This window comes from Pantoea phytobeneficialis (genome assembly GCF_009728735.1).
Taxonomy (GTDB): domain Bacteria; phylum Pseudomonadota; class Gammaproteobacteria; order Enterobacterales; family Enterobacteriaceae; genus Pantoea; species Pantoea phytobeneficialis.
Genome location: NZ_CP024636.1, coordinates 246,209 through 272,221 on the forward strand (window position 1 = coordinate 246,209; position 26,013 = coordinate 272,221).

General features: G+C 54.0%; 22 protein-coding genes and 1 riboswitch. Of the genes, 16 read left to right on the forward strand and 6 right to left on the reverse strand.

What is annotated here, in order from left to right; translation table 11 throughout:
* From CTZ24_RS01110 to rpoC, 9 genes are all read left to right on the forward strand, one after another.
* Positions 1-298, forward strand: a 298-nt coding sequence (locus tag CTZ24_RS01110; RefSeq protein WP_496198561.1) for an EF-Tu C-terminal domain-related protein, incomplete at its 5' end; no start/stop codon positions are given.
* Positions 299-526: 228 nt separating this feature from the next.
* The gene (gene secE / locus CTZ24_RS01115; protein ID WP_013507399.1) at positions 527-910 is read left to right on the forward strand and encodes a preprotein translocase subunit SecE; all 384 of its coding nucleotides are present in this window, start codon (positions 527-529) and stop codon (positions 908-910) included.
* A gap of 1 nt (position 911) precedes the next feature.
* The gene (gene nusG / locus CTZ24_RS01120) at positions 912-1,457 is read left to right on the forward strand and encodes a transcription termination/antitermination protein NusG (RefSeq protein ID WP_013507400.1); all 546 of its coding nucleotides are present in this window, start codon (positions 912-914) and stop codon (positions 1,455-1,457) included.
* 145 nt (positions 1,458-1,602) lie between these two features.
* Entirely contained in the window at positions 1,603-2,031 is a 429-nt protein-coding gene (rplK, locus tag CTZ24_RS01125; RefSeq protein ID WP_013507401.1) for a 50S ribosomal protein L11, read from the forward strand.
* Positions 2,032-2,034: 3 nt separating this feature from the next.
* Complete coding sequence (gene rplA, locus CTZ24_RS01130) at positions 2,035-2,739, forward strand: 50S ribosomal protein L1 (protein ID WP_013507402.1); 705 nt, start codon at positions 2,035-2,037, stop codon at positions 2,737-2,739.
* 352 nt (positions 2,740-3,091) lie between these two features.
* On the forward strand, positions 3,092-3,589 hold the full coding sequence (gene rplJ, locus CTZ24_RS01135) for a 50S ribosomal protein L10 (protein WP_208724565.1): 498 nt from the start codon (positions 3,092-3,094) through the stop codon (positions 3,587-3,589).
* 63 nt (positions 3,590-3,652) lie between these two features.
* Complete coding sequence (gene rplL / locus CTZ24_RS01140) at positions 3,653-4,015, forward strand: 50S ribosomal protein L7/L12 (protein ID WP_208724566.1); 363 nt, start codon at positions 3,653-3,655, stop codon at positions 4,013-4,015.
* 328 nt (positions 4,016-4,343) lie between these two features.
* On the forward strand, positions 4,344-8,372 hold the full coding sequence (gene rpoB, locus CTZ24_RS01145; protein WP_021186424.1) for a DNA-directed RNA polymerase subunit beta: 4,029 nt from the start codon (positions 4,344-4,346) through the stop codon (positions 8,370-8,372).
* A gap of 81 nt (positions 8,373-8,453) precedes the next feature.
* Positions 8,454-12,677, forward strand: coding sequence for a DNA-directed RNA polymerase subunit beta' (rpoC, locus tag CTZ24_RS01150; RefSeq protein ID WP_021186423.1), 4,224 nt, complete (start codon positions 8,454-8,456; stop codon positions 12,675-12,677).
* A 61-nt stretch (positions 12,678-12,738) separates the two neighbouring features.
* Here rpoC and CTZ24_RS01155 read toward each other — a convergent pair whose 3' ends face one another.
* The gene (locus tag CTZ24_RS01155; RefSeq protein WP_021186422.1) at positions 12,739-12,927 is read right to left on the reverse strand and encodes a DUF1127 domain-containing protein; all 189 of its coding nucleotides are present in this window, start codon (positions 12,925-12,927) and stop codon (positions 12,739-12,741) included.
* Between the two features lie 174 nt (positions 12,928-13,101).
* On the opposite strand from CTZ24_RS01155, the gene CTZ24_RS01160 reads away from it, so the two are divergent.
* A complete protein-coding gene (locus tag CTZ24_RS01160; RefSeq protein ID WP_208724567.1) occupies positions 13,102-14,523 on the forward strand; it encodes an aminotransferase-like domain-containing protein in 1,422 nt (473 codons plus the stop codon).
* Positions 14,524-14,585: 62 nt separating this feature from the next.
* On the opposite strand, the gene thiE is transcribed toward CTZ24_RS01160, so the two are convergent.
* The 3 genes from thiE to CTZ24_RS01175 all read right to left on the reverse strand — a co-directional run bounded on the left by thiE (position 14,586) and on the right by CTZ24_RS01175 (position 17,917).
* Positions 14,586-15,221, reverse strand: coding sequence for a thiamine phosphate synthase (thiE, locus tag CTZ24_RS01165; protein WP_208724568.1), 636 nt, complete (start codon positions 15,219-15,221; stop codon positions 14,586-14,588).
* On the reverse strand, positions 15,218-17,143 hold the full coding sequence (gene thiC / locus CTZ24_RS01170) for a phosphomethylpyrimidine synthase ThiC (protein ID WP_208724569.1): 1,926 nt from the start codon (positions 17,141-17,143) through the stop codon (positions 15,218-15,220). The genes thiE and thiC overlap by 4 nt, the downstream gene beginning before the upstream one ends.
* 77 nt (positions 17,144-17,220) lie before the next feature.
* Positions 17,221-17,322: riboswitch (TPP riboswitch) on the reverse strand.
* A gap of 88 nt (positions 17,323-17,410) precedes the next feature.
* Complete coding sequence (locus CTZ24_RS01175) at positions 17,411-17,917, reverse strand: Rsd/AlgQ family anti-sigma factor (RefSeq protein ID WP_021186418.1); 507 nt, start codon at positions 17,915-17,917, stop codon at positions 17,411-17,413.
* A 63-nt stretch (positions 17,918-17,980) separates the two neighbouring features.
* Here CTZ24_RS01175 and nudC point away from each other — a divergent pair, with 63 nt between their 5' ends.
* The 6 genes from nudC to CTZ24_RS01205 all read left to right on the forward strand — a co-directional run bounded on the left by nudC (position 17,981) and on the right by CTZ24_RS01205 (position 22,379).
* Positions 17,981-18,754: an NAD(+) diphosphatase gene (gene nudC, locus CTZ24_RS01180; protein ID WP_021186417.1), complete on the forward strand. Its 774-nt coding sequence runs from the start codon at positions 17,981-17,983 to the stop codon at positions 18,752-18,754.
* 39 nt (positions 18,755-18,793) lie between these two features.
* Positions 18,794-19,861 (forward strand): uroporphyrinogen decarboxylase, encoded by a 1,068-nt coding sequence (hemE, locus tag CTZ24_RS01185; protein WP_021186416.1) that lies wholly within the window; start codon positions 18,794-18,796, stop codon positions 19,859-19,861.
* 2 nt (positions 19,862-19,863) lie between these two features.
* The gene (gene nfi, locus CTZ24_RS01190; RefSeq protein ID WP_208724570.1) at positions 19,864-20,532 is read left to right on the forward strand and encodes a deoxyribonuclease V; all 669 of its coding nucleotides are present in this window, start codon (positions 19,864-19,866) and stop codon (positions 20,530-20,532) included.
* A gap of 62 nt (positions 20,533-20,594) precedes the next feature.
* Positions 20,595-21,185: a YjaG family protein gene (locus CTZ24_RS01195; protein WP_021186414.1), complete on the forward strand. Its 591-nt coding sequence runs from the start codon at positions 20,595-20,597 to the stop codon at positions 21,183-21,185.
* Positions 21,186-21,373: 188 nt separating this feature from the next.
* Entirely contained in the window at positions 21,374-21,646 is a 273-nt protein-coding gene (gene hupA / locus CTZ24_RS01200) for a nucleoid-associated protein HU-alpha (protein ID WP_013507416.1), read from the forward strand.
* Between the two features lie 67 nt (positions 21,647-21,713).
* The gene (locus tag CTZ24_RS01205; protein ID WP_208724571.1) at positions 21,714-22,379 is read left to right on the forward strand and encodes a DUF1481 domain-containing protein; all 666 of its coding nucleotides are present in this window, start codon (positions 21,714-21,716) and stop codon (positions 22,377-22,379) included.
* A 39-nt stretch (positions 22,380-22,418) separates the two neighbouring features.
* Here the strand turns inward: CTZ24_RS01205 and purD are convergent, their stop codons facing one another.
* Positions 22,419-23,699 carry a phosphoribosylamine--glycine ligase gene (gene purD / locus CTZ24_RS01210; RefSeq protein WP_021186412.1) on the reverse strand — a complete coding sequence of 427 codons (1,281 nt, stop codon included), beginning with the start codon at positions 23,697-23,699 and terminating at the stop codon, positions 22,419-22,421.
* Positions 23,700-23,717: 18 nt separating this feature from the next.
* Complete coding sequence (gene purH, locus CTZ24_RS01215) at positions 23,718-25,307, reverse strand: bifunctional phosphoribosylaminoimidazolecarboxamide formyltransferase/IMP cyclohydrolase (RefSeq protein WP_021186411.1); 1,590 nt, start codon at positions 25,305-25,307, stop codon at positions 23,718-23,720.
* Positions 25,308-26,013 lie beyond the last annotated feature (706 nt).

Consider the following 26,013-nt stretch of genomic DNA (forward strand, 5'->3'; position numbering starts at 1 on the left):
GGGCACCATCAAGCCGCACACTCAGTTCGAATCAGAAGTGTACGTACTGTCTAAAGACGAAGGCGGCCGTCATACTCCGTTCTTCAAAGGCTACCGTCCTCAGTTCTACTTCCGTACTACTGACGTAACAGGTTCAGTAGAACTGCCGGAAGGCGTAGAGATGGTAATGCCGGGCGACAACATCAAAATGGTTGTTACCCTGATTCACCCGATCGCAATGGACGAAGGTCTGCGCTTCGCAATCCGCGAAGGCGGCCGTACCGTTGGTGCGGGCGTTGTTGCTAAAGTTATCGCTTAATCCCGATAATATTTGACGCAATGCACACGGAAAGGGCATCATTTGATGCCCTTTTTGCACGCTGTTGTATAGAACCTGGCTCATCAGTGATTTTCGGTCATAATCATTGCTGAGACAGGCTCTGTTAAGCGGTGCAGGATACCGGGTTGCGCTTTAAGAGCTTACTCGGTTTGGATGCCTCGCCATGCGGGGCAGAATAGTTTCTGAATTATAGTGGCAGGTTGGTTTATGAGTGCGAATACCGAAGCTCAAGGGAGCGGACGCGGCCTGGAAACCGTAAAATGGCTGGTTGTTGCCGTATTACTGGTTGTCGCTATTGTTGGTAATTACTACTACCGCGATGTGACACTGCCGTTACGTGCGCTGGCCGTAGTGGTTCTGATTGCAGTGGCAGGCGGCGTTGCGTTGCTGACCACAAAAGGCAAAGCGACAGTTGCGTTTGCGCGTGAAGCAAGAACCGAGATGCGTAAGGTCATTTGGCCGACTCGCCAGGAAACGCTGCACACCACGTTAATCGTTGCCGCGGTAACTGCCGTGATGTCACTGATTTTGTGGGGACTGGATGGTATTCTTGTCCGACTTGTATCGTTTATCACTGGCCTGAGGTTCTGAGATGTCTGAAGCTCCAAAAAAACGCTGGTACGTCGTGCAGGCGTTTTCCGGTTTCGAAGGCCGCGTAGCCCAGTCGCTGCGTGAGCACATCAAATTGCACAACATGGAAGAGTTGTTTGGCGAAGTCATGGTGCCGACTGAAGAAGTCGTGGAAATCCGTGGTGGCCAGCGTCGCAAAAGTGAGCGCAAATTCTTCCCAGGTTACGTATTGGTTCAGATGGTAATGAATGATGCCAGCTGGCACCTGGTGCGTAGCGTACCGCGTGTGATGGGCTTCATTGGTGGTACATCTGACCGTCCAGCACCGATCAGCGATAAAGAAGTTGATGCGATTATGAACCGCCTGCAGCAGGTGGGTGATAAGCCGCGTCCAAAAACGTTGTTCGAGCCGGGCGAAATGGTACGCGTCAACGACGGTCCTTTTGCCGACTTCAACGGTGTGGTGGAAGAGGTGGATTACGAAAAGAGCCGCCTGAAAGTCTCTGTTTCCATCTTCGGTCGCGCTACCCCTGTCGAGCTGGATTTCAGCCAGGTAGAAAAAGGCTAACGCCCGAGACATTTTTGTAGTTGCAGCAGGCGCGGAATTTATCTACAATTTCGCGCCTTTTGTTTTTATGCGCTGGCAACAGCGTGTGAATTGTCATCACGGGGAGCCTGTTTTGCAGGCGCTATAACCCAATAGAGGAAATATCATGGCTAAGAAAGTACAAGCCTACGTCAAGCTGCAGGTTGCAGCTGGTATGGCTAACCCGAGCCCACCGGTTGGTCCAGCTCTGGGTCAGCAGGGCGTTAACATCATGGAATTCTGTAAAGCGTTCAACGCGAAGACCGAATCTCTGGAAAAAGGTCTGCCGACTCCTGTTGTTATCACCGTATACAGCGACCGTTCTTTCACCTTCGTTACCAAAACACCTCCGGCTGCCGTACTGCTGAAAAAAGCAGCGGGCATCAAGTCTGGTTCTGGTAAGCCGAACAAAGACAAAGTCGGTAAAGTAACCCGTGCTCAGGTACGTGAAATCGCAGAAACCAAAGCTGCGGACATGACTGGTGCTGACGTAGAAGCGATGACTCGCTCTATCGAAGGTACTGCTCGTTCCATGGGCCTGGTAGTGGAGGACTAAGAAATGGCTAAGCTGACCAAGCGCATGCGCGTGATCCGTGACAAAGTTGATGCAACTAAACAGTATGACATCAACGAAGCTGTTGCTCTGCTGAAAGAACTGGCTACTGCTAAGTTTGTAGAGAGCGTAGACGTTGCTGTTAACCTCGGCATCGATGCTCGTAAATCTGATCAGAACGTACGTGGTGCAACTGTACTGCCGCACGGTACTGGTCGTTCAGTACGCGTTGCCGTATTTACCCAGGGCGCAAACGCTGAAGCTGCTAAAGCAGCTGGCGCAGAGCTGGTAGGTATGGAAGATCTGGCTGACCAGATCAAAAAAGGCGAAATGAACTTTGACGTTGTTATTGCTTCTCCGGATGCAATGCGCGTTGTTGGCCAGCTCGGCCAGGTTCTGGGCCCGCGCGGTCTGATGCCAAACCCGAAAGTGGGTACTGTAACTCCGAACGTTGCTGAAGCAGTTAAAAACGCTAAAGCAGGTCAGGTTCGTTACCGTAACGACAAAAACGGCATCATTCACACCACCATCGGTAAAGTGGACTTCGACGCTGACAAACTGAAAGAAAACCTGGAATCTCTGCTGGTTGCGCTGAAAAAAGCAAAACCTGCTCAGGCGAAAGGCGTGTACATCAAGAAAGTTAGCCTGTCCACCACCATGGGCGCTGGCGTTGCCATCGACCAGGCTGGTCTGAACGCAGCAGCAAACTAATTGCTGCTTGAAACGGGCGAAAAATTCATCTAGAATCTTACGCCCGTTGTTCTGGTTGAGTAGTCAATTCAGAACCAAGATTCATAGTGAGTGGAAGATAAAGGTTCATCCCTTTGTTATTCAGTCACTAAGGTTGGAGCCAGGCCTTATCCTGGCCTCCGTCCAAGACCGCAGGAGCGCGACATCTTCGGATAAAACGCTTAATCCCCTGCGTAGACGGTGACAGAACCAAAAAGAATTTTTTCTTAACTGGATTCTGCTCACCGTGTAATAGCGCTTTTCGCCTTCGGGTGAATAAGTGAAGTGAGTTCCGGGGAAATCCTTCCCCGGTCAAATCCAGGAGCAAAAGCTAATGGCATTAAATCTTCAAGACAAACAAGCGATTGTTGCTGAAGTCAGCGAAGTAGCCAAAGGCGCGCTGTCAGCGGTTGTTGCGGATTCCCGTGGCGTTACCGTTGATAAAATGACCGAACTGCGTAAAGCAGGTCGTGAAGCTGGCGTTTACATGCGTGTTGTTCGTAACACCCTGCTGCGCCGCGTCGTTGAAGGTACTCCTTTCGAGTGCCTGAAAGACACGTTTGTTGGTCCGACCCTGATTGCATACTCTTTGGAACACCCGGGCGCTGCTGCTCGTCTGTTCAAAGAGTTCGCGAAAGCGAATGCAAAATTCGAGGTCAAAGCTGCAGCCTTTGAAGGTGAGCTGATCACGGCGGCCAATATTGACCGTCTGGCGACTCTGCCGACTTACGAAGAAGCACTGGCACGTCTGATGTCGACCATGAAAGAAGCCGCTGCCGGCAAACTGGTCCGCACTCTGGCTGCTGTTCGCGATGCAAAAGAAGCGGCTTAAGGCCCACTCTTTTCCTTCGTACTTTATCGCATAAACTTATACTGATTCTTAGGAACAATTGTTATGTCTATCACTAAAGACCAAATTCTGGAAGCCGTTGCCGCTATGTCCGTAATGGAAGTAGTTGAGCTGGTTTCTGCTATGGAAGAAAAATTCGGTGTTTCTGCTGCTGCTGCTGTAGCTGTTGCTGCTGGCCCGGCTGAAGTTGCTGAAGAGAAAACTGAATTCGACGTGGTCCTGAAAGGTGCTGGCGCGAACAAAGTTGCCGTCATCAAAGCAGTACGTACTGCAACTGGTCTGGGCCTGAAAGAAGCCAAAGATCTGGTTGAAGCTACTGGCGTGATCAAAGAAGGCATCAGCAAAGCTGACGCTGCTGCTCTCGAAGCACAGCTGAAAGAAGCTGGCGCAGAAGTTGAAGTTAAGTAAGACAACCCTCGGGTTGCAGTCTGAGTAGTTTCAGGCTGATGGCTGGTGACTTTTTAGTCACCAGCCTTTTTGCGCTACAGGGGAATGATGGCGTTTCGCACTGTTTGTCCATTGTTTCTCTTCAATATCTTTTTCTATCGACGACTTAATATATCGCTTTCCTGTGAGGGTTCCCTGCCTGCGCAACGGCGATGAAATGATTTAAGAGTGATAGAAAGATGTATTGCATGGGGTGCTACGCATCGCATGAAAAACAAAATAGTGTTGCATGAACTGTCCCTTCAGGACGGACAGAGTGGGTCGACTTGTCAGCTAGCTGAGGAACCCTATGGTTTACTCCTATACCGAGAAAAAACGTATTCGTAAGGATTTTGGTAAACGTCCGCAAGTGCTGGACATACCTTATCTCCTTTCTATCCAGCTTGACTCGTTCCAGAAGTTTATCGAGCAAGATCCAGAAGGTCAGTATGGACTGGAAGCTGCATTCCGTTCCGTATTCCCGATCGCGAGCTACAGCGGCAACTCAGAGTTGCAGTATGTCAGCTATCGCCTGGGCGAACCTGTCTTTGACGTAAAAGAATGTCAGATCCGTGGCGTGACTTTCTCTGCACCGCTGCGCGTCAAACTGCGTCTGGTGATCTACGAGCGCGAAGCGCCGGAAGGCACCGTCAAAGACATTAAAGAACAAGAAGTTTACATGGGCGAAATTCCGCTCATGACCGAAAACGGTACCTTTGTAATCAACGGTACTGAGCGTGTTATCGTTTCTCAGCTGCATCGTAGTCCTGGCGTTTTCTTTGACAGCGATAAGGGTAAAACGCACTCTTCCGGTAAAGTGCTGTATAACGCACGTATCATCCCTTACCGCGGTTCATGGCTCGATTTCGAGTTTGACCCGAAAGACAACCTGTTCGTCCGTATTGACCGTCGTCGTAAGCTGCCGGCCAGTATCATCCTGCGCGCGCTGCATTACACCACGGAGCAGATTCTTGATCTGTTCTTCGAAAAAGTGGTGTTCGAAATTCGCGACAACAAATTGCAGATGGAACTGGTGCCTGAGCGCCTGCGTGGTGAAACCGCCTCCTTCGATATCGAAGCCAACGGCAACGTCTACGTTGAGAAAGGTCGTCGCATCACTGCTCGCCACATCCGCCAGCTGGAAAAAGACAATATCCAGCATATCGAAGTACCGGTTGAATACATTGCCGGTAAAGTGGTGGCTAAAGATTACATCGACACCAATACCGGTGAGTTGATCGTTGCAGCGAACATGGAGCTGTCACTGGATCTGCTGGCTAAACTGAGCCAGTCCGGGCACAAGCGCATTGAAACGCTGTTCACCAACGATCTGGATCACGGTCCGTACATTTCTGAGACACTGCGTGTTGACCCAACCAATGATCGCCTGAGCGCGCTGGTTGAGATCTATCGCATGATGCGTCCTGGTGAGCCGCCGACGCGTGAAGCGGCAGAAAACCTGTTCGAGAACCTGTTCTTCTCTGAAGATCGTTACGATCTTTCTGCGGTTGGCCGCATGAAGTTCAACCGTTCTCTGCTGCGTGATGAGATCGAAGGTTCCGGTATCCTGAGCAAAGACGACATCATCGAAGTGATGAAGAAGCTCATCGATATCCGTAACGGTAAAGGCGAAGTGGACGATATCGACCACCTCGGCAACCGTCGTATCCGTTCTGTTGGCGAAATGGCAGAAAACCAGTTCCGTGTTGGTCTGGTGCGTGTAGAGCGTGCGGTGAAAGAGCGTCTGTCTCTGGGCGACCTCGATACCCTGATGCCTCAGGATATGATCAACGCTAAGCCGATTTCCGCTGCCGTTAAAGAGTTCTTCGGTTCCAGCCAGCTGTCTCAGTTTATGGACCAGAACAACCCGCTGTCTGAGATCACGCATAAGCGTCGTATTTCAGCCCTCGGCCCAGGCGGTCTGACCCGTGAACGCGCTGGCTTCGAAGTGCGTGACGTACACCCGACTCACTACGGTCGCGTATGTCCAATCGAAACGCCGGAAGGTCCGAACATCGGTCTGATCAACTCGTTGTCCGTGTACGCACAGACTAACGAATATGGCTTCCTGGAAACGCCGTACCGTCGCGTTGTTGACGGTAAAGTGAGTGACGAGATCCATTACCTCTCTGCAATTGAAGAGGGTAACTTCGTTATTGCTCAGGCGAACACCAACCTGGCCGAAGACGGTTCATTCGTTGACGATCTGGTTACCTGTCGTAGCAAAGGCGAATCAAGCCTGTTCAGCCGCGACCAGGTTGACTATATGGACGTTTCGACCCAGCAGGTTGTTTCTGTTGGTGCGTCACTGATCCCGTTCCTGGAACACGATGACGCCAACCGTGCATTGATGGGTGCAAACATGCAACGTCAGGCGGTTCCGACTCTGCGTGCTGATAAGCCGCTGGTTGGTACCGGTATGGAGCGTGCTGTAGCGGTTGACTCCGGTGTAACTGCCGTAGCCAAACGTGGCGGTATCATCCAGTACGTTGATGCTTCCCGTATCGTGATTAAGGTTAACGAAGATGAGATGTATCCGGGCGAAGCCGGCATCGACATCTACAACCTGACCAAATACACCCGTTCGAACCAGAACACCTGCATCAACCAGATGCCGTGTGTGTCTCTGGGCGAACCGATCGAGCGCGGCGACGTGCTGGCTGATGGCCCGTCTACCGACCTCGGTGAACTGGCGCTGGGCCAGAACATGCGCGTAGCGTTCATGCCGTGGAACGGCTACAACTTCGAAGACTCCATCCTCGTATCTGAGCGTGTTGTCCAGGAAGACCGTTTCACCACCATCCATATTCAGGAACTGGCTTGCGTGTCTCGTGACACCAAACTGGGGCCAGAAGAGATCACCGCTGACATCCCGAACGTGGGTGAAGCTGCGCTCTCCAAACTGGATGAATCCGGTATCGTTTACATCGGTGCTGAAGTGACCGGCGGCGACATTCTGGTTGGTAAGGTAACGCCGAAAGGTGAAACCCAGCTGACGCCGGAAGAGAAACTGCTGCGTGCGATCTTCGGTGAAAAAGCGTCTGACGTGAAAGATTCGTCACTGCGCGTGCCGAACGGCGTTTCCGGTACGGTTATCGACGTACAGGTCTTTACCCGCGATGGCGTGGAAAAAGACAAACGTGCGCTGGAAATCGAAGAGATGCAGCTCAAGCAGGCCAAGAAAGACCTGTCTGAAGAACTGCAGATCCTCGAAGCTGGCCTGTTCGGTCGTATCCAGGCGGTACTGATCTCGGGTGGTGTTGAGGCTGAGAAGCTGGACAAGCTGCCGCGTGAGCGCTGGCTGGAGCTGGGCCTGACCGACGAAGAGAAGCAGAACGCGTTGGAACAGCTGGCTGAACAGTATGACGAGCTGAAGCATGAGTTTGAGAAGAAACTCGAAGCGAAGCGTCGCAAGATCACCCAGGGCGATGATCTGGCACCGGGCGTGCTGAAAATCGTTAAGGTGTATCTGGCCGTTAAACGTCAGATCCAGCCTGGTGACAAGATGGCAGGTCGTCACGGTAACAAAGGTGTTATCTCCAAGATCAACCCGATCGAAGATATGCCTTACGACGAAAACGGCACGCCGGTTGACATCGTACTGAACCCGCTGGGCGTACCGTCACGTATGAACATCGGTCAGATCCTGGAAACCCACTTGGGTATGGCGGCGAAAGGTATTGGTGAGAAGATCAATGCCATGCTGAAGAAGCAGGAAGAAGTCGCCAAACTGCGTGAGTTTATCCAGCGTGCTTACGATCTGGGCACCGACGTGCGTCAGAAAGTTGACCTGAACACCTTCAGCGACGACGAAGTGCTGCGTCTGGCAGAGAACCTGAAAAAAGGTATGCCGATTGCGACTCCGGTGTTTGATGGTGCGAAAGAGAGCGAAATCAAAGAGCTGTTGCAGCTCGGCGGCCTGCCTTCTTCCGGTCAGATCACTCTGTTCGACGGCCGTACCGGTGAGCAGTTTGAGCGTCAGGTAACCGTAGGTTACATGTACATGCTGAAACTGAACCACCTGGTCGATGACAAGATGCACGCCCGTTCCACCGGTTCTTACAGCCTGGTTACTCAGCAGCCGCTGGGTGGTAAAGCACAGTTCGGTGGTCAGCGCTTCGGTGAGATGGAAGTGTGGGCACTGGAAGCATACGGTGCCGCCTATACCCTGCAGGAAATGTTGACCGTTAAGTCTGATGATGTGAACGGCCGTACGAAGATGTATAAAAACATCGTCGATGGCAACCATCAGATGGAACCGGGCATGCCGGAATCCTTCAACGTACTGTTGAAAGAGATTCGCTCGCTGGGTATCAACATCGAGCTGGAAGACGAGTAAGCACTCGCATTTGTACTGGTTATGGGATGTTCGGCTGGGGTCGAACATCCCTGAGAGTCTCACTCCGACGGGAGCTAATCCGTGAAAGACTTACTTAAGTTTCTGAAAGCGCAAACTAAAACCGAAGAGTTTGATGCGATCAAAATTGCTCTGGCTTCGCCAGACATGATCCGTTCCTGGTCTTTTGGTGAAGTTAAAAAGCCTGAAACCATTAACTACCGTACCTTCAAGCCGGAGCGTGACGGTCTTTTCTGTGCCCGTATTTTCGGACCGGTAAAAGATTATGAGTGCCTGTGCGGTAAGTACAAGCGCCTGAAACACCGTGGCGTGATTTGTGAGAAGTGTGGCGTTGAAGTCACGCAGACCAAAGTGCGTCGTGAGCGTATGGGCCATATCGAACTGGCTTCGCCGACTGCACACATTTGGTTCCTGAAATCACTGCCGTCCCGTATCGGTTTGCTGCTGGATATGCCGCTGCGTGACATCGAGCGCGTGCTGTACTTCGAATCCTATGTGGTTGTCGAAGGTGGCATGACCAACCTCGAAAAACGTCAGATCCTGACTGAAGAGCAGTACCTCGACGCGCTGGAAGAGTTCGGTGACGAATTCGACGCGAAGATGGGTGCGGAAGCGATCCAGGCCCTGTTGAAAAACATGGATCTGGAGCAGGAGTGCGAGCAGCTGCGTGAAGAGCTGAACGAAACCAACTCTGAAACCAAGCGTAAGAAGCTGACCAAGCGTATCAAGCTGCTGGAAGCATTCGTTCAGTCTGGTAACAAACCAGAGTGGATGATCCTGACCGTGCTGCCGGTACTGCCGCCGGATCTGCGTCCGCTGGTTCCGCTGGATGGTGGTCGTTTCGCAACGTCAGATCTGAACGATCTGTATCGTCGCGTGATCAACCGTAACAACCGTCTGAAACGCCTGCTGGATCTGGCTGCGCCGGATATCATCGTACGTAACGAAAAACGTATGTTGCAGGAAGCGGTTGATGCGCTGCTGGATAACGGCCGTCGTGGTCGCGCCATCACTGGCTCCAACAAGCGTCCGCTGAAATCACTGGCAGACATGATCAAAGGTAAGCAGGGTCGTTTCCGTCAGAACCTGCTGGGTAAACGTGTTGACTACTCTGGTCGTTCGGTTATCACCGTAGGTCCATACCTGCGTCTGCATCAGTGCGGTCTGCCGAAGAAAATGGCACTCGAACTGTTCAAACCGTTCATTTACGGCAAGCTGGAACTGCGTGGCCTCGCCACCACCATCAAAGCCGCGAAGAAAATGGTTGAGCGTGAAGAAGCGGTGGTGTGGGACATCCTCGACGAGGTTATCCGTGAGCACCCGGTTCTGCTGAACCGTGCACCGACTCTGCACCGTCTGGGTATCCAGGCGTTTGAACCTGTTCTGATCGAAGGTAAAGCGATCCAGCTGCACCCGCTGGTTTGTGCGGCATATAACGCCGACTTCGATGGTGACCAGATGGCAGTTCACGTACCGCTGACGCTGGAAGCCCAGCTGGAAGCGCGTGCGCTGATGATGTCTACCAACAACATTCTGTCTCCGGCGAACGGCGAGCCAATCATCGTTCCGTCTCAGGACGTTGTTCTGGGTCTGTACTACATGACCCGCGACAAAGTGAACGCCAAAGGCGAAGGCATGGTGCTGACTGGCCCGAAAGAAGCTGAGCGTGTTTACCGCGCTGGCCTGGCCGAGCTGCATGCCCGCGTAAAAGTGCGTATCACCGAGTACAGCAAAAACGAACAAGATGAATTCGTTGCGAAAACCAGCCTGATCGACACCACCATTGGTCGTGCGATCCTGTGGATGATCGTGCCGAAAGGTCTGCCTTACTCCATCGTCAACCAGGCGCTGGGTAAAAAGGCAATCTCCAAAATGCTGAACACCTGTTACCGCATTCTGGGCCTGAAGCCGACCGTTATCTTTGCTGACCAGACCATGTACACCGGCTTTGCTTATGCAGCCCGTTCTGGTGCCTCTGTTGGTATCGACGACATGGTTATCCCGGCGAAGAAAGCTGAGATCATCGCAGAAGCAGAAGCTGAAGTTGCTGAGATCCAGGAGCAGTTCCAGTCTGGTCTGGTAACCGCAGGCGAACGTTACAACAAAGTCATCGATATCTGGGCCGCCGCTAACGAACGCGTTTCCAAAGCGATGATGGATAACCTGCAAACTGAAACTGTGATCAACCGTCACGGCGAAGAAGAGAAGCAGGTTTCCTTTAACAGCATCTACATGATGGCCGACTCCGGTGCGCGTGGTTCTGCGGCACAGATTCGTCAGCTGGCAGGTATGCGTGGTCTGATGGCGAAGCCAGATGGCTCCATCATCGAAACGCCGATCACCGCGAACTTCCGTGAAGGTCTGAACGTACTCCAGTACTTCATCTCAACCCACGGTGCGCGTAAAGGTCTGGCGGATACCGCACTGAAAACCGCGAACTCCGGTTACCTGACCCGTCGTCTGGTTGACGTGGCACAGGACCTGGTGGTGACCGAGGACGATTGTGGCACCTTCGAAGGTATCATGATGACCCCGGTTATCGAGGGTGGCGATGTTAAAGAGCCGCTGCGTGAGCGTGTACTGGGTCGTGTGACCGCAGAAGACGTGCTCAAGCCGGGCACCGCAGACATTCTGATCCCGCGTAACACCCTGCTTGATGAGCACTGGTGTGATGTGGTTGAGCAGAACTCTGTTGACGCCATCAAAGTGCGTTCAGTTGTAAGCTGTGAAACCGACTTCGGTGTGTGTGCACACTGCTACGGTCGCGATCTGGCGCGTGGTCACATCATCAACAAAGGTGAGGCCATCGGCGTTATCGCAGCACAGTCCATCGGTGAGCCGGGTACTCAGCTGACGATGCGTACGTTCCACATCGGTGGTGCGGCATCGCGTGCGGCTGCTGAATCCAGCATTCAGGTGAAGAACAAAGGTACTATCAAGCTGAGCAACGCGAAAACCGTTACCAACTCCTCCGGGAAGCTGGTGATCGTTTCTCGTAACGTTGAGCTGAAAATGATCGACGAGTTCGGTCGTACCAAAGAAAGCTATAAAGTGCCTTACGGTGCAGTGATGGCGAAAGGTGATGGTGAGCAGGTCAACGCGGGCGAAACCGTGGCGAACTGGGATCCGCATACCATGCCGGTAATCACTGAAGTGAACGGTTTCATCCGCTTCACCGATATGATCGACGGCCAGACCATTACCCGTCAGACTGACGAGTTAACCGGTCTGTCATCACTGGTTATCCTTGACTCTGCTGAGCGTACTTCAGGTGGTAAAGACCTGCGTCCGGCACTGAAAATCGTTGATGCGAATGGCGATGACGTTCTGATCCCGGGCACCGACATGCCGGCTCAGTACTTCCTGCCGGGCAAAGCGATTGTTCAGTTGGAAGATGGCGTGAAGATCAGCGCAGGTGACACCCTGTCGCGTGTTCCGCAGGAATCTGGCGGTACCAAGGACATCACCGGTGGTCTGCCGCGCGTTGCCGACCTGTTCGAAGCGCGTCGTCCGAAAGAGCCAGCAATCCTGGCGGAGATCAGCGGTATCATCTCCTTCGGTAAAGAGACTAAAGGTAAGCGTCGCCTGGTAATCACCCCGGTTGATGGTAGCGATCCGTACGAAGAGATGATTCCGAAATGGCGTCAGCTCAACGTATTTGAAGGTGAGCGCGTTGAACGTGGTGACGTCGTATCTGACGGCCCGGAATCTCCGCATGACATTCTGCGTCTGCGTGGCGTTCATGCTGTTACCCGTTACATCACTAACGAAGTGCAGGAAGTTTACCGTCTGCAAGGCGTTAAGATTAACGATAAGCACATTGAAGTCATCGTACGTCAGATGCTGCGTAAAGCGACCATCGTCAGCGCCGGAAGCACCGACTTCCTGGAAGGTGAGCAGGCTGAAGTGTCTCGCATCAAGATCTCTAACCGTGATCTGGAAGCGAACGGCAAGTTGGGTGCCACCTACATGCGCGACCTGCTGGGTATCACCAAAGCGTCTCTGGCAACCGAGTCGTTCATCTCTGCTGCATCGTTCCAGGAGACCACGCGTGTCCTGACCGAAGCTGCGGTTGCAGGCAAGCGCGACGAACTGCGCGGCCTGAAAGAGAACGTTATCGTGGGTCGTCTGATCCCGGCCGGTACCGGTTACGCTTACCATCAGGATCGTATGCGTCGCCGTCAGGCGGGTGAAGCACCGGTTGCACCGCAGGTTACTGCGGATGAAGCCTCTGCCAGCCTGGCTGAACTGCTGAACGCCGGTCTCGGCGGTAGCGACGACGAGTAATCGTTCGTCAGTTAGCCAATAAAAAACCCTGCTTCGGCAGGGTTTTTTTTCATCTGTATTCTCAGTTTCTGCGGTCGATATCGCCGCGCGTCAGCCCAATATCCCGTAACTGGGTATCGCTGAGGTGCGACAATATGCGTCGGGTCTGCCGACGTAAATGCCAGGATTTCACCAACTGCCGCACCGCTCGGAAGATATCCAGTAAGGTGATATTGAAGGGTTTTGCCGCCCGGTTTTGATCGAATTCCATAATCCTGCCCTCGGTATGATGTCTGAGAAGCATTGTCCGTTTTCCACCTATTCCAATACAGATTCAATAAACACATTTATTAAACATACAGATTGCGCTGTGACCGATCTGAATGGTAAAAATTAATCCAATCTGTACTGGTTTTTTCCTGTTGGAAATCATGTGAGGCATACGATGACGCGTTACCAGCATCTGGCGGGCTTGCTCTCAGACCGCATCGAGCAAGGGTTATATCGCAGTGGAGAGCGCTTGCCATCGGTGCGTACGCTCAGCATTGAACATGGTGTGAGTATCAGCACTGTCCAGCAGGCTTACCATTTGCTGGAGGAGAAGCAGCTGATCGTGCCGCAGCCTCGCTCCGGCTATTTTGTGGCGACACGTAAAGCCACGCCGCCTGTTCCTGCCATCACCCGTCCCGCTCAACGCCCGGTGGAGATCACCCAGTGGGAATCGGTGCTGGAGCTGCTCAGCAGTCGCATCGAGGGGGACGTGATCCAACTGGGCAGTGGCATCCCGGATCTGACGCAGCCAACGCTGAAACCGCTGTGGAAAATCCAGAGTCGTATGGCGCAGAAGCAGGATATCAACCTGCTGAGCTACGACACCCTGTTGGGCCTGACATCGTTGCGGGAACAAATCGCACGCCTGACGATTGATAGCGGTTGCCAGCTTAGCGCTGACGACATTGTGGTGACCACCGGTTGCCACGAAGCATTGTCGGTTTCTATCCGCGCCGTTTGTCAGCCAGGGGATATCATTGCGGTGGAATCGCCCACGTTCCACGGCACCATGCAAACCCTACGCGGTTTTGGTATTCGCGCCATTGAGATCCCGACCGACTCGGTGACGGGTATCAGCCTTGAAGCGCTGGAGCTGGCGTTCGAACAGTGGCCCATTAAAGCGGTGGTGGTGGTACCTAACTGTAATAATCCGTTGAGTTTTATCATGCCGGAAGCGCGTAAACGGGCGCTGCTGACGTTGGCACAACGCTTCGACGCCGCCATCATCGAAGATGATGTGTATGGAGAGCTGGCGTGGGAGTATCCGCGCCCCATCAGTATTAAGTCGCTGGATATGGATGGGCGAGTGCTGCTGTGCAGCTCGTTTTCCAAAACGCTCTCGCCTGGCCTGCGTGTCGGCTGGGTTGCACCGGGGCGTTATCGCGAACGGGTGCTGCACATGAAATATATCGGCACCGGATCTTCCGCGACCATGACGCAGCATGTGGTGGCGGAGTTTATTCGTCTGGGTCATTACGGGCCGCACTTGCGGCGTATGCGCCAGGTTTATCAACGCAATTACGAGACCTTTAGCTGCTGGGTACGCCACTATTTCCCGTGTGGTATTTGTGTGTCACGCCCACAGGGTAGCTTTCTGATGTGGATCGAACTGCCGGAAGCCTTCGACGCGGTGCGCCTCAACACGGAACTCCGCGCCTCGAAGATTCAGGTGGCGGTGGGCTCGCTGTTTTCCGCATCGGGTAAGTATCGCAACTGCCTGCGTCTCAACTATGCGCTACCGATTACCGATGCCACCGAACAGGCGATTGCGCTGGTGGGTGCTGCGATTGAACGCGCGATGTTGGTCTGCGCCTGATCGGTAGCGGCGCGATTTATCGCGCAATTTAGTGCGCAATAAATCGCGTCGTCAGCCGTGTTTTACGCCGTGACGGTGGGTTCTGTCAGCGCCAGCAACTCTTTCGTGGCCGCCAGCCAGTCGGGTGCCTGAGTGATGGCACTAACCACCGCGATGCTACCCACGCCGGTCGCCAGCACCTCTGGTGCGCGCGCCAACGAAATACCGCCAATGGCTACCGTTGAAATGCCTTCCAGCCGCGCCAGATGACGTGTTAACTCTGCAATGCCTTGCGGTTCTGATGGCATCTCTTTAGTTTGTGTCGGGAAAATATGCCCCAGCGCGATATAGGAGGGGCGCAGCGCCAGCGCCCGATCCAGTTCGGCATCATCATGGGTGGATAAGCCGAGGCGCAAGCCCGCCTGACGAATTGCCTCCAAATCGGCCACATCCAGATCTTCCTGGCCGAGATGCACGCCATAGGCGTTGTAGCGAATTGCCAGGCGCCAGTAATCATTGATAAACAGGCGGGCGCGATATTGTTTGCCGAGTGCGATAGCCTCCCGCACCGCCTCTTCCACTTCATGATCTTCGCAATCTTTAATACGCAGCTGAATGGTGCGTACTCCCGCTTCCAGCAAACGGGCAATCCACTCAACGCTATCGACAACCGGGTAAAGTCCTAAACGTGGGGCGGTACTGGGGAAGGCGGCGGTCATACATTTTCCTCTTTCAGGGCATCGGCGGCATGATAAAGCTCACCGCCACGGCTACGGAAGGCATCTGACATCTGCGCCATCCCGATTTCAATCGGCTGGGCTTCCGCCTGCTGACGGGCGGCAAAGTCACGCACTTCCTGGGTGATTTTCATGGAGCAGAATTTCGGGCCGCACATGGAACAAAAATGTGCCACTTTGCCCGACTCCTGCGGCAGTGTCTCATCGTGATAAGCGCGCGCGGTATGTGGGTCGAGCGCCAGATTGAACTGGTCCTCCCAGCGAAACTCAAATCGCGCTTTCGACATGGCGTTATCGCGGATCTGGGCGCCAGGATGGCCCTTCGCCAGATCGGCGGCATGAGCGGCAATTTTATAGGTGATCAATCCCTGTTTCACATCTTCCTTATTCGGCAAACCCAGATGTTCTTTCGGGGTGACGTAGCACAGCATCGCACAGCCGAACCAGCCAATCATCGCGGCACCGATGCCAGAAGTGAAATGATCGTAGCCGGGGGCGATATCGGTGGTCAGTGGGCCGAGGGTATAGAACGGGGCTTCGTGACAATGTTCCAGTTGTTCGGTCATATTGCGGCGAATCATCTGCATCGGCACATGCCCCGGACCTTCGATCATCACCTGCACATCATATTCCCAGGCGATTTTGGTCAGCTCACCCAGCGTATGTAGCTCGGCAAACTGCGCTTCATCGTTGGCATCCTGAATCGAACCCGGACGCAGTCCATCACCCAGCGACAGAGCAACATCATAGGCAGCACAGATTTCGCAAATCTCACGGAAGTGCAGATACAGGAAACTCTCCTGATGGTGCGACAAACACCACTTCGCCATGATTGAACCGCCACGCGAAACGATGCCGGTCAGACGTTTCGCCGTCATCGGCACATAACGCAGCAGCACGCCGGCGTGGATGGTGAAGTAGTCAACGCCTTGTTCGGCTTGCTCCAGCAAGGTGTCGCGGAAGATTTCCCAATTCAGATCTTCCGCGATGCCGTTTACCTTCTCCAGCGCCTGATAAATCGGTACGGTGCCAATCGGCACCGGGCTGTTACGCAAAATCCACTCGCGTGTTTCATGGATATAACGGCCGGTCGAGAGATCCATCACCGTGTCAGCCCCCCAGCGTGTCGACCACACCAGCTTCTCCACTTCCTCTTCAATTGAGGAGCTGACCGCCGAGTTGCCGATGTTGGCATTCACTTTGACCAGAAAATTGCGGCCAATGATCATCGGCTCAGATTCAGGGTGGTTAATGTTGGATGGGATGATGGCTCGCCCTGCGGCGACTTCCTGACGCACGAACTCGGCGGTGATATTTTCCGGCAGATGCGCACCAAAGCTATGGCCAGGATGTTGTTGTAGCAACACTTCGCCACGGATGCGCTCGCGCCCCATGTTTTCACGAAGTGCAATAAACTCCATTTCCGGGGTAATGACGCCCTGACGCGCATAATGCAACTGGGTAACACGGCGGCCTGTTTTGGCACGTCGCGGTTGGGGCAGATGTTCAAAACGCAGGTGATCCAGACCCTCATCTGCCAGGCGTTGCTGTGTATAGCTGGAGCTGAGCTGGTCGATGGTTTCACTGTCGCCGCGTTCCGCGATCCAGTTGGCGCGCAGTTTGCTCAACCCCCGATGAACATCAATCGATGCATGCGGATCGCCGTAAGCCCCGGCCGTGTCATATACCGGCACCGGTTCGTTGGCTTCGTATTGCGGATTATCTTTACTGCCGCCGGTCAGGGTCGGGCTGAGCTGAATCTCACGCATCGGCACACGAATATCATCACGACTGCCGGTGATCCAGATACGTTTAGAATTGGGGAAGGCAGTGCCCTGGAGGGAATCAATAAATTCCTGCGCCTGGGCGCGTTGTTCACGACGAGAAGTTTTTACAACAGACATAGCAAGTTTCCTGTAAATGATGGAAGTTGCTTGTCCGGAGTCCGGAAGGAGTAACAGAAACGGCGCGCGCACCGGCTGTGATATTTACTCTTGTTCCCTTCGCAGGTACTAACCTGATCAGGTTCCGCGGATCCCGAATTAACGGTCTCAGCCCAAAATGGGCACTCCGACAAGAAAATATTTACGGTGTTAAACCGTAAAATAAAAAAGCCCTCGTAGCATAGAAGGGCTTTTTACGAATAACAAGTCTTTTACAAATGCGGGCGGCTAAGCAGGGCGGGCGATGATGCTTTCATTCGCTACCGGCGTATGCGCCAGCTGATTGTCCCATGCCAGATGCACCAGCTTATCTTCCAGCGTAAAACGCGACTCCAGCACTTCACCCACTTCAGACAGCGCCTGCTGGAAGGTGACGCAGTTGTCATCGGTGATGGCCTGTTGCAGATGGCCGTCATACAGTTGCATCATTCGTTCGGTATTGGCTTCCAGTGACGGGTAGATTTGCGCGGCGGCGATCATCGGGCTGTCACCTTGCATCTCACTGATAATATGTTCATAAATGCTGAAATGGCCGGCGGAGAGATAATCCACCAGGTTATGACAAAAGGCATCCAGCGCCTGTTCGTCCAGGGCACTCAACGCATCTTTTTTGGGCTTCATGCCAACCAACTGGTAGTAAGTCACAAGTAGCTGACGACGCGCGTGTAGCCATGAATCGACCAATTCGTTACCGCGGCCTACACGCTCGGTCAGGTCATCTAACTGAGTAAGCATACAAGGCTCCATGTGGGTTATAGTGGTTCATTCTGCGAATAGACGCTAAGGATGACGATTTAAATGCAACGTGAGATCTCAAGCGTAGACGCTGGCTGGTGGATTGTCAGCCATGAACAAAAACTTTGGCTGCCACAGGGTGAGCTGCCGCACGGGACGGCGGAACAATTCGATCTGGCGGGCAGCAGCGGCATGGTGATTGGCGAATGGCAGGGTGAAAACGTCTGGCTGGTGCGTGAATCACGTTCTGACAATATGGGCTCAGTACGCCAGTTGATTGACGAAGATGTCGGCCTGTTCCAGCTTGCCGGGCGTGGCGTGCAACTGGCGGAATTCTTTCGTTCGCATCGCTGGTGCGGCTATTGCGGCCACGAAATGCATTTGAGCAAACGTGAGTTTGCTTGCCTGTGCGGTCACTGCCGTGAACGCTATTATCCGCAAATCGCGCCCTGCATCATTGTGGCGATTCGGCGCGGAGATGAGATCCTGCTGGCGAACCACGCAAAGCATCGTAACAACGTCTACACCGTACTGGCCGGTTTTGTTGAAGTGGGGGAAACCCTCGAACAGGCAGTGGCGCGTGAGGTGATGGAAGAGAGCAATGTACGAGTGAAAAACGTACGTTACGTCACCTCACAACCCTGGCCATTCCCCCATTCGCTGATGATGGCCTATATGGCGGAATACGATGGCGGGGAGCTACAGCATGACGGCAAAGAACTGCTGGATGCCGGCTGGTTCCGCTACGATGCGTTACCTTTATTACCGCCGCCGGGTACCGTCGCGCGACGTCTGATTGAAGATACCGTTGCCCACTGTCGCGCCAGCGCGCTGTGAAAATGCTACACTGGCGCCCTGTCAGTGAGAGAGCCAATTATGAGTGAACTGAAGAACGATCGTTATCTGCGCGCCCTGTTACGTCAGCCGGTGGATGTCACCCCGGTTTGGATGATGCGACAAGCCGGGCGTTATCTGCCGGAATATAAAGCCACACGCGCCGAGGCCGGTGACTTTATGTCGCTGTGTAAAAATGCTGAGCTGGCCTGTGAAGTCACGCTGCAACCGCTGCGTCGCTATGCGCTGGATGCGGCAATCCTCTTCAGCGATATTCTCACCATCCCGGATGCCATGGGATTGGGCCTGTACTTTGAAACCGGTGAAGGCCCCCGTTTCTCTCACCCGATTACCAGCCGCGCTGACGTCGACAAACTGCCGGTACCTGACCCGGAGCAAGAGCTGGGTTATGTGATGAATGCGGTGCGCACCATTCGCCATAACCTGAAAGGCGAAGTGCCGCTGATCGGTTTCTCCGGTAGCCCGTGGACGCTGGCTACCTACATGGTTGAAGGGGGTAGCAGCAAGGCCTTCACCAAAATCAAAAAGATGATGTACGCCGAGCCACAAACGCTGCATGCGTTGCTGGATAAGCTGGCCGACAGCGTGATCCTCTATCTGAACGCGCAGATCAAAGCCGGTGCGCAGTCGATCATGGTGTTCGACACCTGGGGCGGCGTGCTGACCGGACGTGATTATCGCGAGTTCTCGCTTTACTACATGCACAAAATCGTTGATAGCGTGCTACATGAGAACGAAGGTCGCCGTGTGCCGATCACCCTGTTCACCAAAGGTGGCGGGCAATGGCTGGAAGCGATCGCGGAAACTGGCTGTGATGCGCTGGGCCTGGACTGGAGCACCGATATTGCCGATGCCCGTCGTCGCGTCGGCCACAAAGTGGCGTTGCAGGGCAATATGGACCCGTCAATGCTCTACGCCCCACCGGCCCGTATCGAGCAGGAAGTGGCTGGCATCCTTGAAGGGTTTGGCAAGGGTGAAGGCCACGTCTTCAATCTGGGCCACGGTATCCATCAGGATGTACCGCCAGAGCATGCCGGTGCCTTTGTTGAGGCGGTGCATCGTTTGTCACGTCCTTATCATCAGGGCTAGCGATGGATTTAGCGGCGCTACGCACGGAACAGCAACAGCGCGCAGCTGACGTGGTGCGGCAGGACGATTTTGAGGTGCTGCCGCCCCGTTTGATTGCCGGTGCCGATGTCGGGTTTGAACAGGGCGGGGAAGTGACGCGCGCCGCGCTGGTGATTCTTGAGTACCCCTCGTTGCAACTGGTGGAGCATCAGATTGCCCGCATCAGCACCACCATGCCCTATATCCCCGGTTTTTTATCATTCCGCGAAGTGCCCGCTCTATTAGCTGCCTGGCAACAACTCCAGCATCAACCGGACCTGTTATTTGTCGATGGGCATGGCATCTCGCATCCGCGTCGGCTCGGTGTGGCGGCGCATTTTGGCTTGCTGGTGGATGTACCGACCATTGGTGTGGCAAAGCGGCGCCTGTGTGGCCAGTTTGATACGCTGGATGAAGCGCCGGGCAGCCGTCAGCCGTTGCTGGATAAAGGCGAGCAGTTGGGTTGGGTGTGGCGCAGCAAGGCGCGCTGCAACCCACTTTTTATCTCCACCGGCCATCGTGTCAGTACCGACAGCGCATTGCAGTGGGTGGAAAATTGCATGGCGGGTTATCGCCTGCCTGAGCCGACACGCTGGGCCGATGCGGTAGCTTCTGGTCGTCCGGCCTTTCTGCGCAGGCAAAATGCGCGTTAACGCTGTTTGCGCGCGGCTTTTGCGGTACACTGCCGCCAGCTAAATTATTGAGAGCAAGTTTGATGTTACAGAACCCCGTCCATTTGCGCCTGGCGAAGCTGGAAAGCTGGCAGCACGTCACCTTTATGGCCTGTCTGTGTGAACGTATGTTCCCTAACTACTGGGCCTTCTGTCAGCAGACCGAATTCGCCGATCCGCAGCTTTATCGCCGTATTCTCGATTTAGTCTGGGAAAGCCTGACGGTCAAAGGCGCTAAAATCAATTTCGACAGCCAACTGGAGAAGCTGGAAGCGGTCATCCCCAATGGCGACGATTTCGATATCTATGGCGTGCATCCGGCGATTGATGCCTGCGTGGCATTGAGTGAAGTGCTGCATGCTCAGCTCAGTGGCGAAACCCTGGAACATGCGGTTGAAGTGAGCCGCACCTCAGTGACCACTGTCGCTATCCTCGAAATGACCCAGGCTGGACGCGAAATGAGCGATGAAGAGCTGCGCGAAAACCAGGCGATTATTGACGAATGGGATATGCAGTGGGAGATTTTCCGCCTGTTGGCAGAATGCGAAGAGCGCGACCTCGAGCTGATTAAAGGGTTACGTTCTGACCTGCGCGAAGCGGGAATCAGTAACATCGGTATAATTTTTCAGCAATAAGGCGAGAAAACGTGACTTCAGGCCCGAATTAGCGCGCCTGGAGGCTTCACATCAGCCCCCTGTCTGGTCTACATTTGGGGGGCTGAAAATTGTGGCTATCGGTGCGTGCAGGCTGAAGAGTGCCAGAATATGGCTTTTCCCTCGCACTCGTTGCTTAGCAAGCGATAAATACACTTTAAGGATAACTTATGAACAAGACTCAACTGATTGATGTGATCGCGGAAAAAGCAGACCTGTCAAAAACCCAGGCTAAAACTGCTCTGGAATCTACCCTGGCTGCGATCACTGAGTCTCTGAAAGATGGTGATGCTGTACAACTGGTTGGTTTTGGTACTTTTAAAGTGAACCACCGCGCTGAGCGTACCGGTCGCAACCCGCAGACTGGCAAAGAGATCAAAATCGCTGCGGCAAACGTACCGGCGTTCGTCTCTGGTAAAGCGCTGAAAGACGCTGTTAAGTAAGTTTCCGCGACGCGGTATAGCTTTAAAAGAGGGGCGACATCGCCCCTTTTTGTTTCCGGGGCCTGCCATGCTGAAACGTAATTATCAGCGCGTCTGCGCCCTGTTATGTGGTGCGCTGCTGACGGGCTGTAGCACGACTCCTGATCTTCCTGCCTTTACCGCCAGCGGCTATCTTGCCGATCGTGGCGTGGTGCGTATCTGGCGCAAAAATAGCGACCATCAATCAATTCACATGCGTACGGTCTTCACGCCATTCAATGGTGATGCAATGGAGACAACGGACTACAGCTGGCTGGACAACAATCTTATCAGCGTGCAACGTCAGGTCGCGGGCGAGCAGACGGATGACGTTACGTTACGTTTTGATCAGCAGGGCAACCTCAATTTTATGCAGCGACAACTGGCTGGACGTCGTGAGGCGGTAAGTAGCGACAGTATCGAGCTGTATCGCTTCGATGCGCAGCGCATGCTGGCGCAGAGCAATGCCTTGCTGAATGGCCGTGTATTGCTAAGCCAGGGGCACTGGCTGGGCGATACTCAGGTACGCAACTGCGAAGGGAAGGTGGTGAATGCGCCTTTCGATAGCAGCATCCAGGCAACGCTGGCACAGCAGCAGCGTAATACATCCTCACCGTTGATGGTGGCCTGGCTGGAAGCGCCTGAAGGGGTGCAGCTATTGCATATCACGCCCACGGACGAATGTAGTTGGCAGCCGAAAGAGAGCGACTTCTGACCGGGAATGAAGAAGGGGCACTGTGCGTGCCCCTGCTGATTATTTGCGGTTGATGGCGCGATAGCCGATATCGTGGCGGCAGAAGCTGCCTTCCCAGGAGATAGACTTCGCCAGTTCGTAGGCACGCTGCTGTGCGGCAGCAACATCTGCGCCCAGCGCGGTGACGCAAAGTACGCGACCCCCATTGGTGACCACCAGGTCATCCTTCAGCGTGGTACCGGCGTGGAACACTTTACCATCTGCAACTTCTTCCAGCGGCAGGCCGTGAATCTGGTCGCCGGTGTTGTAGTTGCCCGGATAACCACCGGCAGCCAGCACCACACCCAGTGACGGACGCGGATCCCATTGTGACGTCTGCTGATCCAACTTGCCGTCACAGGCCGCCAGACACAGCGCCACCAGATCGGACTGCAAACGCAGCATGATCGGCTGGGTTTCCGGATCGCCAAAGCGGCAGTTGAACTCGATCACTTTAGGCTGACCGGCTTTATCGATCATCAGACCGGCATACAGGAAGCCGGTGTAGGTGTTACCTTCGGCTTTCATGCCGTTCACGGTTGGCCAAATGATCTGATCCATCACGCGCTGGTGGATCTCATCGGTCACCACCGGTGCCGGAGAGTAGGCACCCATGCCTCCGGTATTCGGGCCGGTATCGCCGTCACCGACACGTTTATGATCCTGGCTGGTGGCCATCGGCAGCACGTTGTCGCCATCAACCATCACGATAAAGCTGGCTTCTTCGCCATCAAGGAACTCTTCGATCACGATACGGTGGCCGGCATCGCCGAACGCGTTGCCTGCCAGCATATCCTGTACCGCGTCTTCCGCTTCTTGCAGCGTCATCGCCACGATCACGCCTTTACCGGCGGCCAGACCATCGGCTTTGATGACGATCGGTGCGCCTTTCTCACGCAGATACGCCAGCGCCGGTTCTACCTCGGTAAAGTTCTGGTATTCAGCGGTTGGGATCTGCTGACGTGCGAGGAAATCTTTGGTGAAGGCTTTGGAGCCTTCCAGCTGTGCGGCTGCCTGTGTCGGGCCAAAAATTTTCAGACCCGCGGCACGGAACGCATCAACGACACCAATCACCAGCGGCGCTTCCGGGCCGACGATGGTCAGGTCAATTTTCTCCTGCTGAGCAAAGGCCAGCAGCGCGGCAACGTCGGTGGCGCTGATAGCGACATTTTGCAATGCCGGTTCCAGTGCGGTGCCTGCGTTACCAGGTGCGACAAACACGGTTTCTGCCAGCGGTGACTGCGCAGCTTTCCACGCCAGAGCGTGCTCACGTCCACCATTGCCAATGACTAAAATTTTCATCTGTTACGCTCCCAACGATTAATGGCGGAAATGACGCATGTCGGTAAAGATCATCGCGATGCCGTGCTCATCGGCGGCGGCAATCACTTCATCATCGCGAATCGAACCACCTGGCTGAATCACACAGGTGACACCGACGGCAGCCGCAGCATCAATACCATCGCGGAACGGGAAGAAGGCGTCAGAGGCCATTGCAGAACCTTTTACTTCCAGACCTTCATCACCTGCTTTAATACCGGCGATTTTCGCGGAATAGACGCGGCTCATCTGGCCTGCGCCAATACCGATGGTCATGTTGTCACGCGCATAGACAATGGCGTTGGATTTAACGAATTTCGCCACTTTCCAGCAGAACAGCGCATCACGCAGTTCCTGTTCAGTTGGCTGACGTTTGCTTACTACGCGCAGCTGGCTGGCATCGACCATACCCAGATCGCGGTCCTGTACCAGCAAACCACCGTTTACACGTTTGAAATCCAGACCGGCAACGCGATCCTGCCACTGACCACACACCAGAACGCGCACGTTCTGTTTGCTGGCGGTGACTTTCAGCGCGGCTTCAGAGGCGGAAGGGGCAATAATCACTTCCACGAACTGACGGCTAATGATGGCTTGTGCGGTGGCTTCGTCCAGCTCACGGTTGAAAGCGATGATGCCGCCAAATGCAGAGGTAGGATCGGTTTTGTATGCGCGCTCATAGGCGTCCAGAATCGAGCTGCCCACAGCCACACCGCACGGGTTGGCGTGCTTCACAATCACGCAGGCGGCTTCGCTGAACTCTTTGACACATTCCAGAGCAGCATCAGTATCAGCGATATTGTTGTAGGACAGCGCTTTACCCTGCACCTGCTGGGCAGTGGCAACCGAGGCTTCCGCCACGTTCTCTTCTATATAGAAAGCGGCATCCTGATGGCTGTTCTCGCCGTAACGCATATCCTGCTTCTTAATGAAGTTCAGGTTCAGGGTACGCGGGAAACGACCAGCAGGTTCTTTGCTCTCGCCGTGATAGGCCGGCACCAGGCTACCAAAGTAGTTAGCAATCATGCTGTCGTAGGCGGCAGTGTGTTCGAAGGCTTTAATCGCCAGGTCGAAACGGGTTTCCAGCGTCAGAGAGTTTTCGTTGGCGTCCAGCTCGGCAATGATGGCGTGGTAATCGCTGCTCTTAACGACAATTGCCACGTCTTTATGGTTCTTCGCGGCGGAGCGCACCATGGTCGGGCCGCCGATATCGATGTTTTCAACCGCATCTTCCAGCGTACAGCCCGGCTTCGCCACGGTTTGGGCGAAGGGATAAAGGTTAACGACCACCATGTCGATAGGATTGATAGCGTGCTGCGCCATGATGGCATCATCCTGGCCGCGACGACCAAGAATGCCGCCATGCACTTTCGGGTGCAGCGTTTTGACACGTCCATCCATCATTTCCGGAAAACCGGTGTAGTCAGACACTTCAGTGACCGGCAGGCCCGCATCTGCCAGCAGGCGTGCAGTGCCACCTGTGGAGAGCAGCTCAACACCACGGCTGGAGAGTGCCTGAGCAAATTCGAGGATACCGGCTTTGTCTGAGACACTCAGCAGAGCGCGGCGTACTGGACGACGTTGTTGCATGGTGGTTTTATCCCTTGGCTTTGTTTCGCGTAAATAAGAGCGTTACATCAAGCTTAGCGTTTTTCTTCTATATAGAAGAAACGTTGGCCTCAGGTAACGCCCCAAAAGGGGCATCCTTCACGTCGCGGGGCATTGTAGCGAAAACGTTTGCGCGATGCTCGCCTAAATTCATTTCTGTCGTGAGGTGTGGATAACTTTGTGTGTAAGTGGGTATAAGGCGGGGTTTTGCTGTGGAATGCAGCGAACGGTTGTTTTTATTGAAATTAGCGGTTGCGTGCGCCGAACAACTCCCTATAATGCGCCTCCATCGACACGGCACAACGGTTTACGAAATGCGGTGTTGAGAGAGAAGTTCTGAAGGAACTCTCGCCAGAGAAAATCGCTGAAAAAAGTGATTGACTCTGAAAGAGGAAAGCGTAATATACGCCACCTCGCGACAGACGGTTAACCCGCTGCTCGCACTGCTCTTTAACAATTTATCAGACAATCTGTGTGGGCACTCGCAGGATTGATATCAAAAGTCTACGGACTTAAAAAATATCAAGTCTCAAGAGTGAACACGTAATTCATTACGAAGTTTAATTCTTTGAGCATCAAACTTTAAATTGAAGAGTTTGATCATGGCTCAGATTGAACGCTGGCGGCAGGCCTAACACATGCAAGTCGAACGGTAGCACAGAGGAGCTTGCTCCTTGGGTGACGAGTG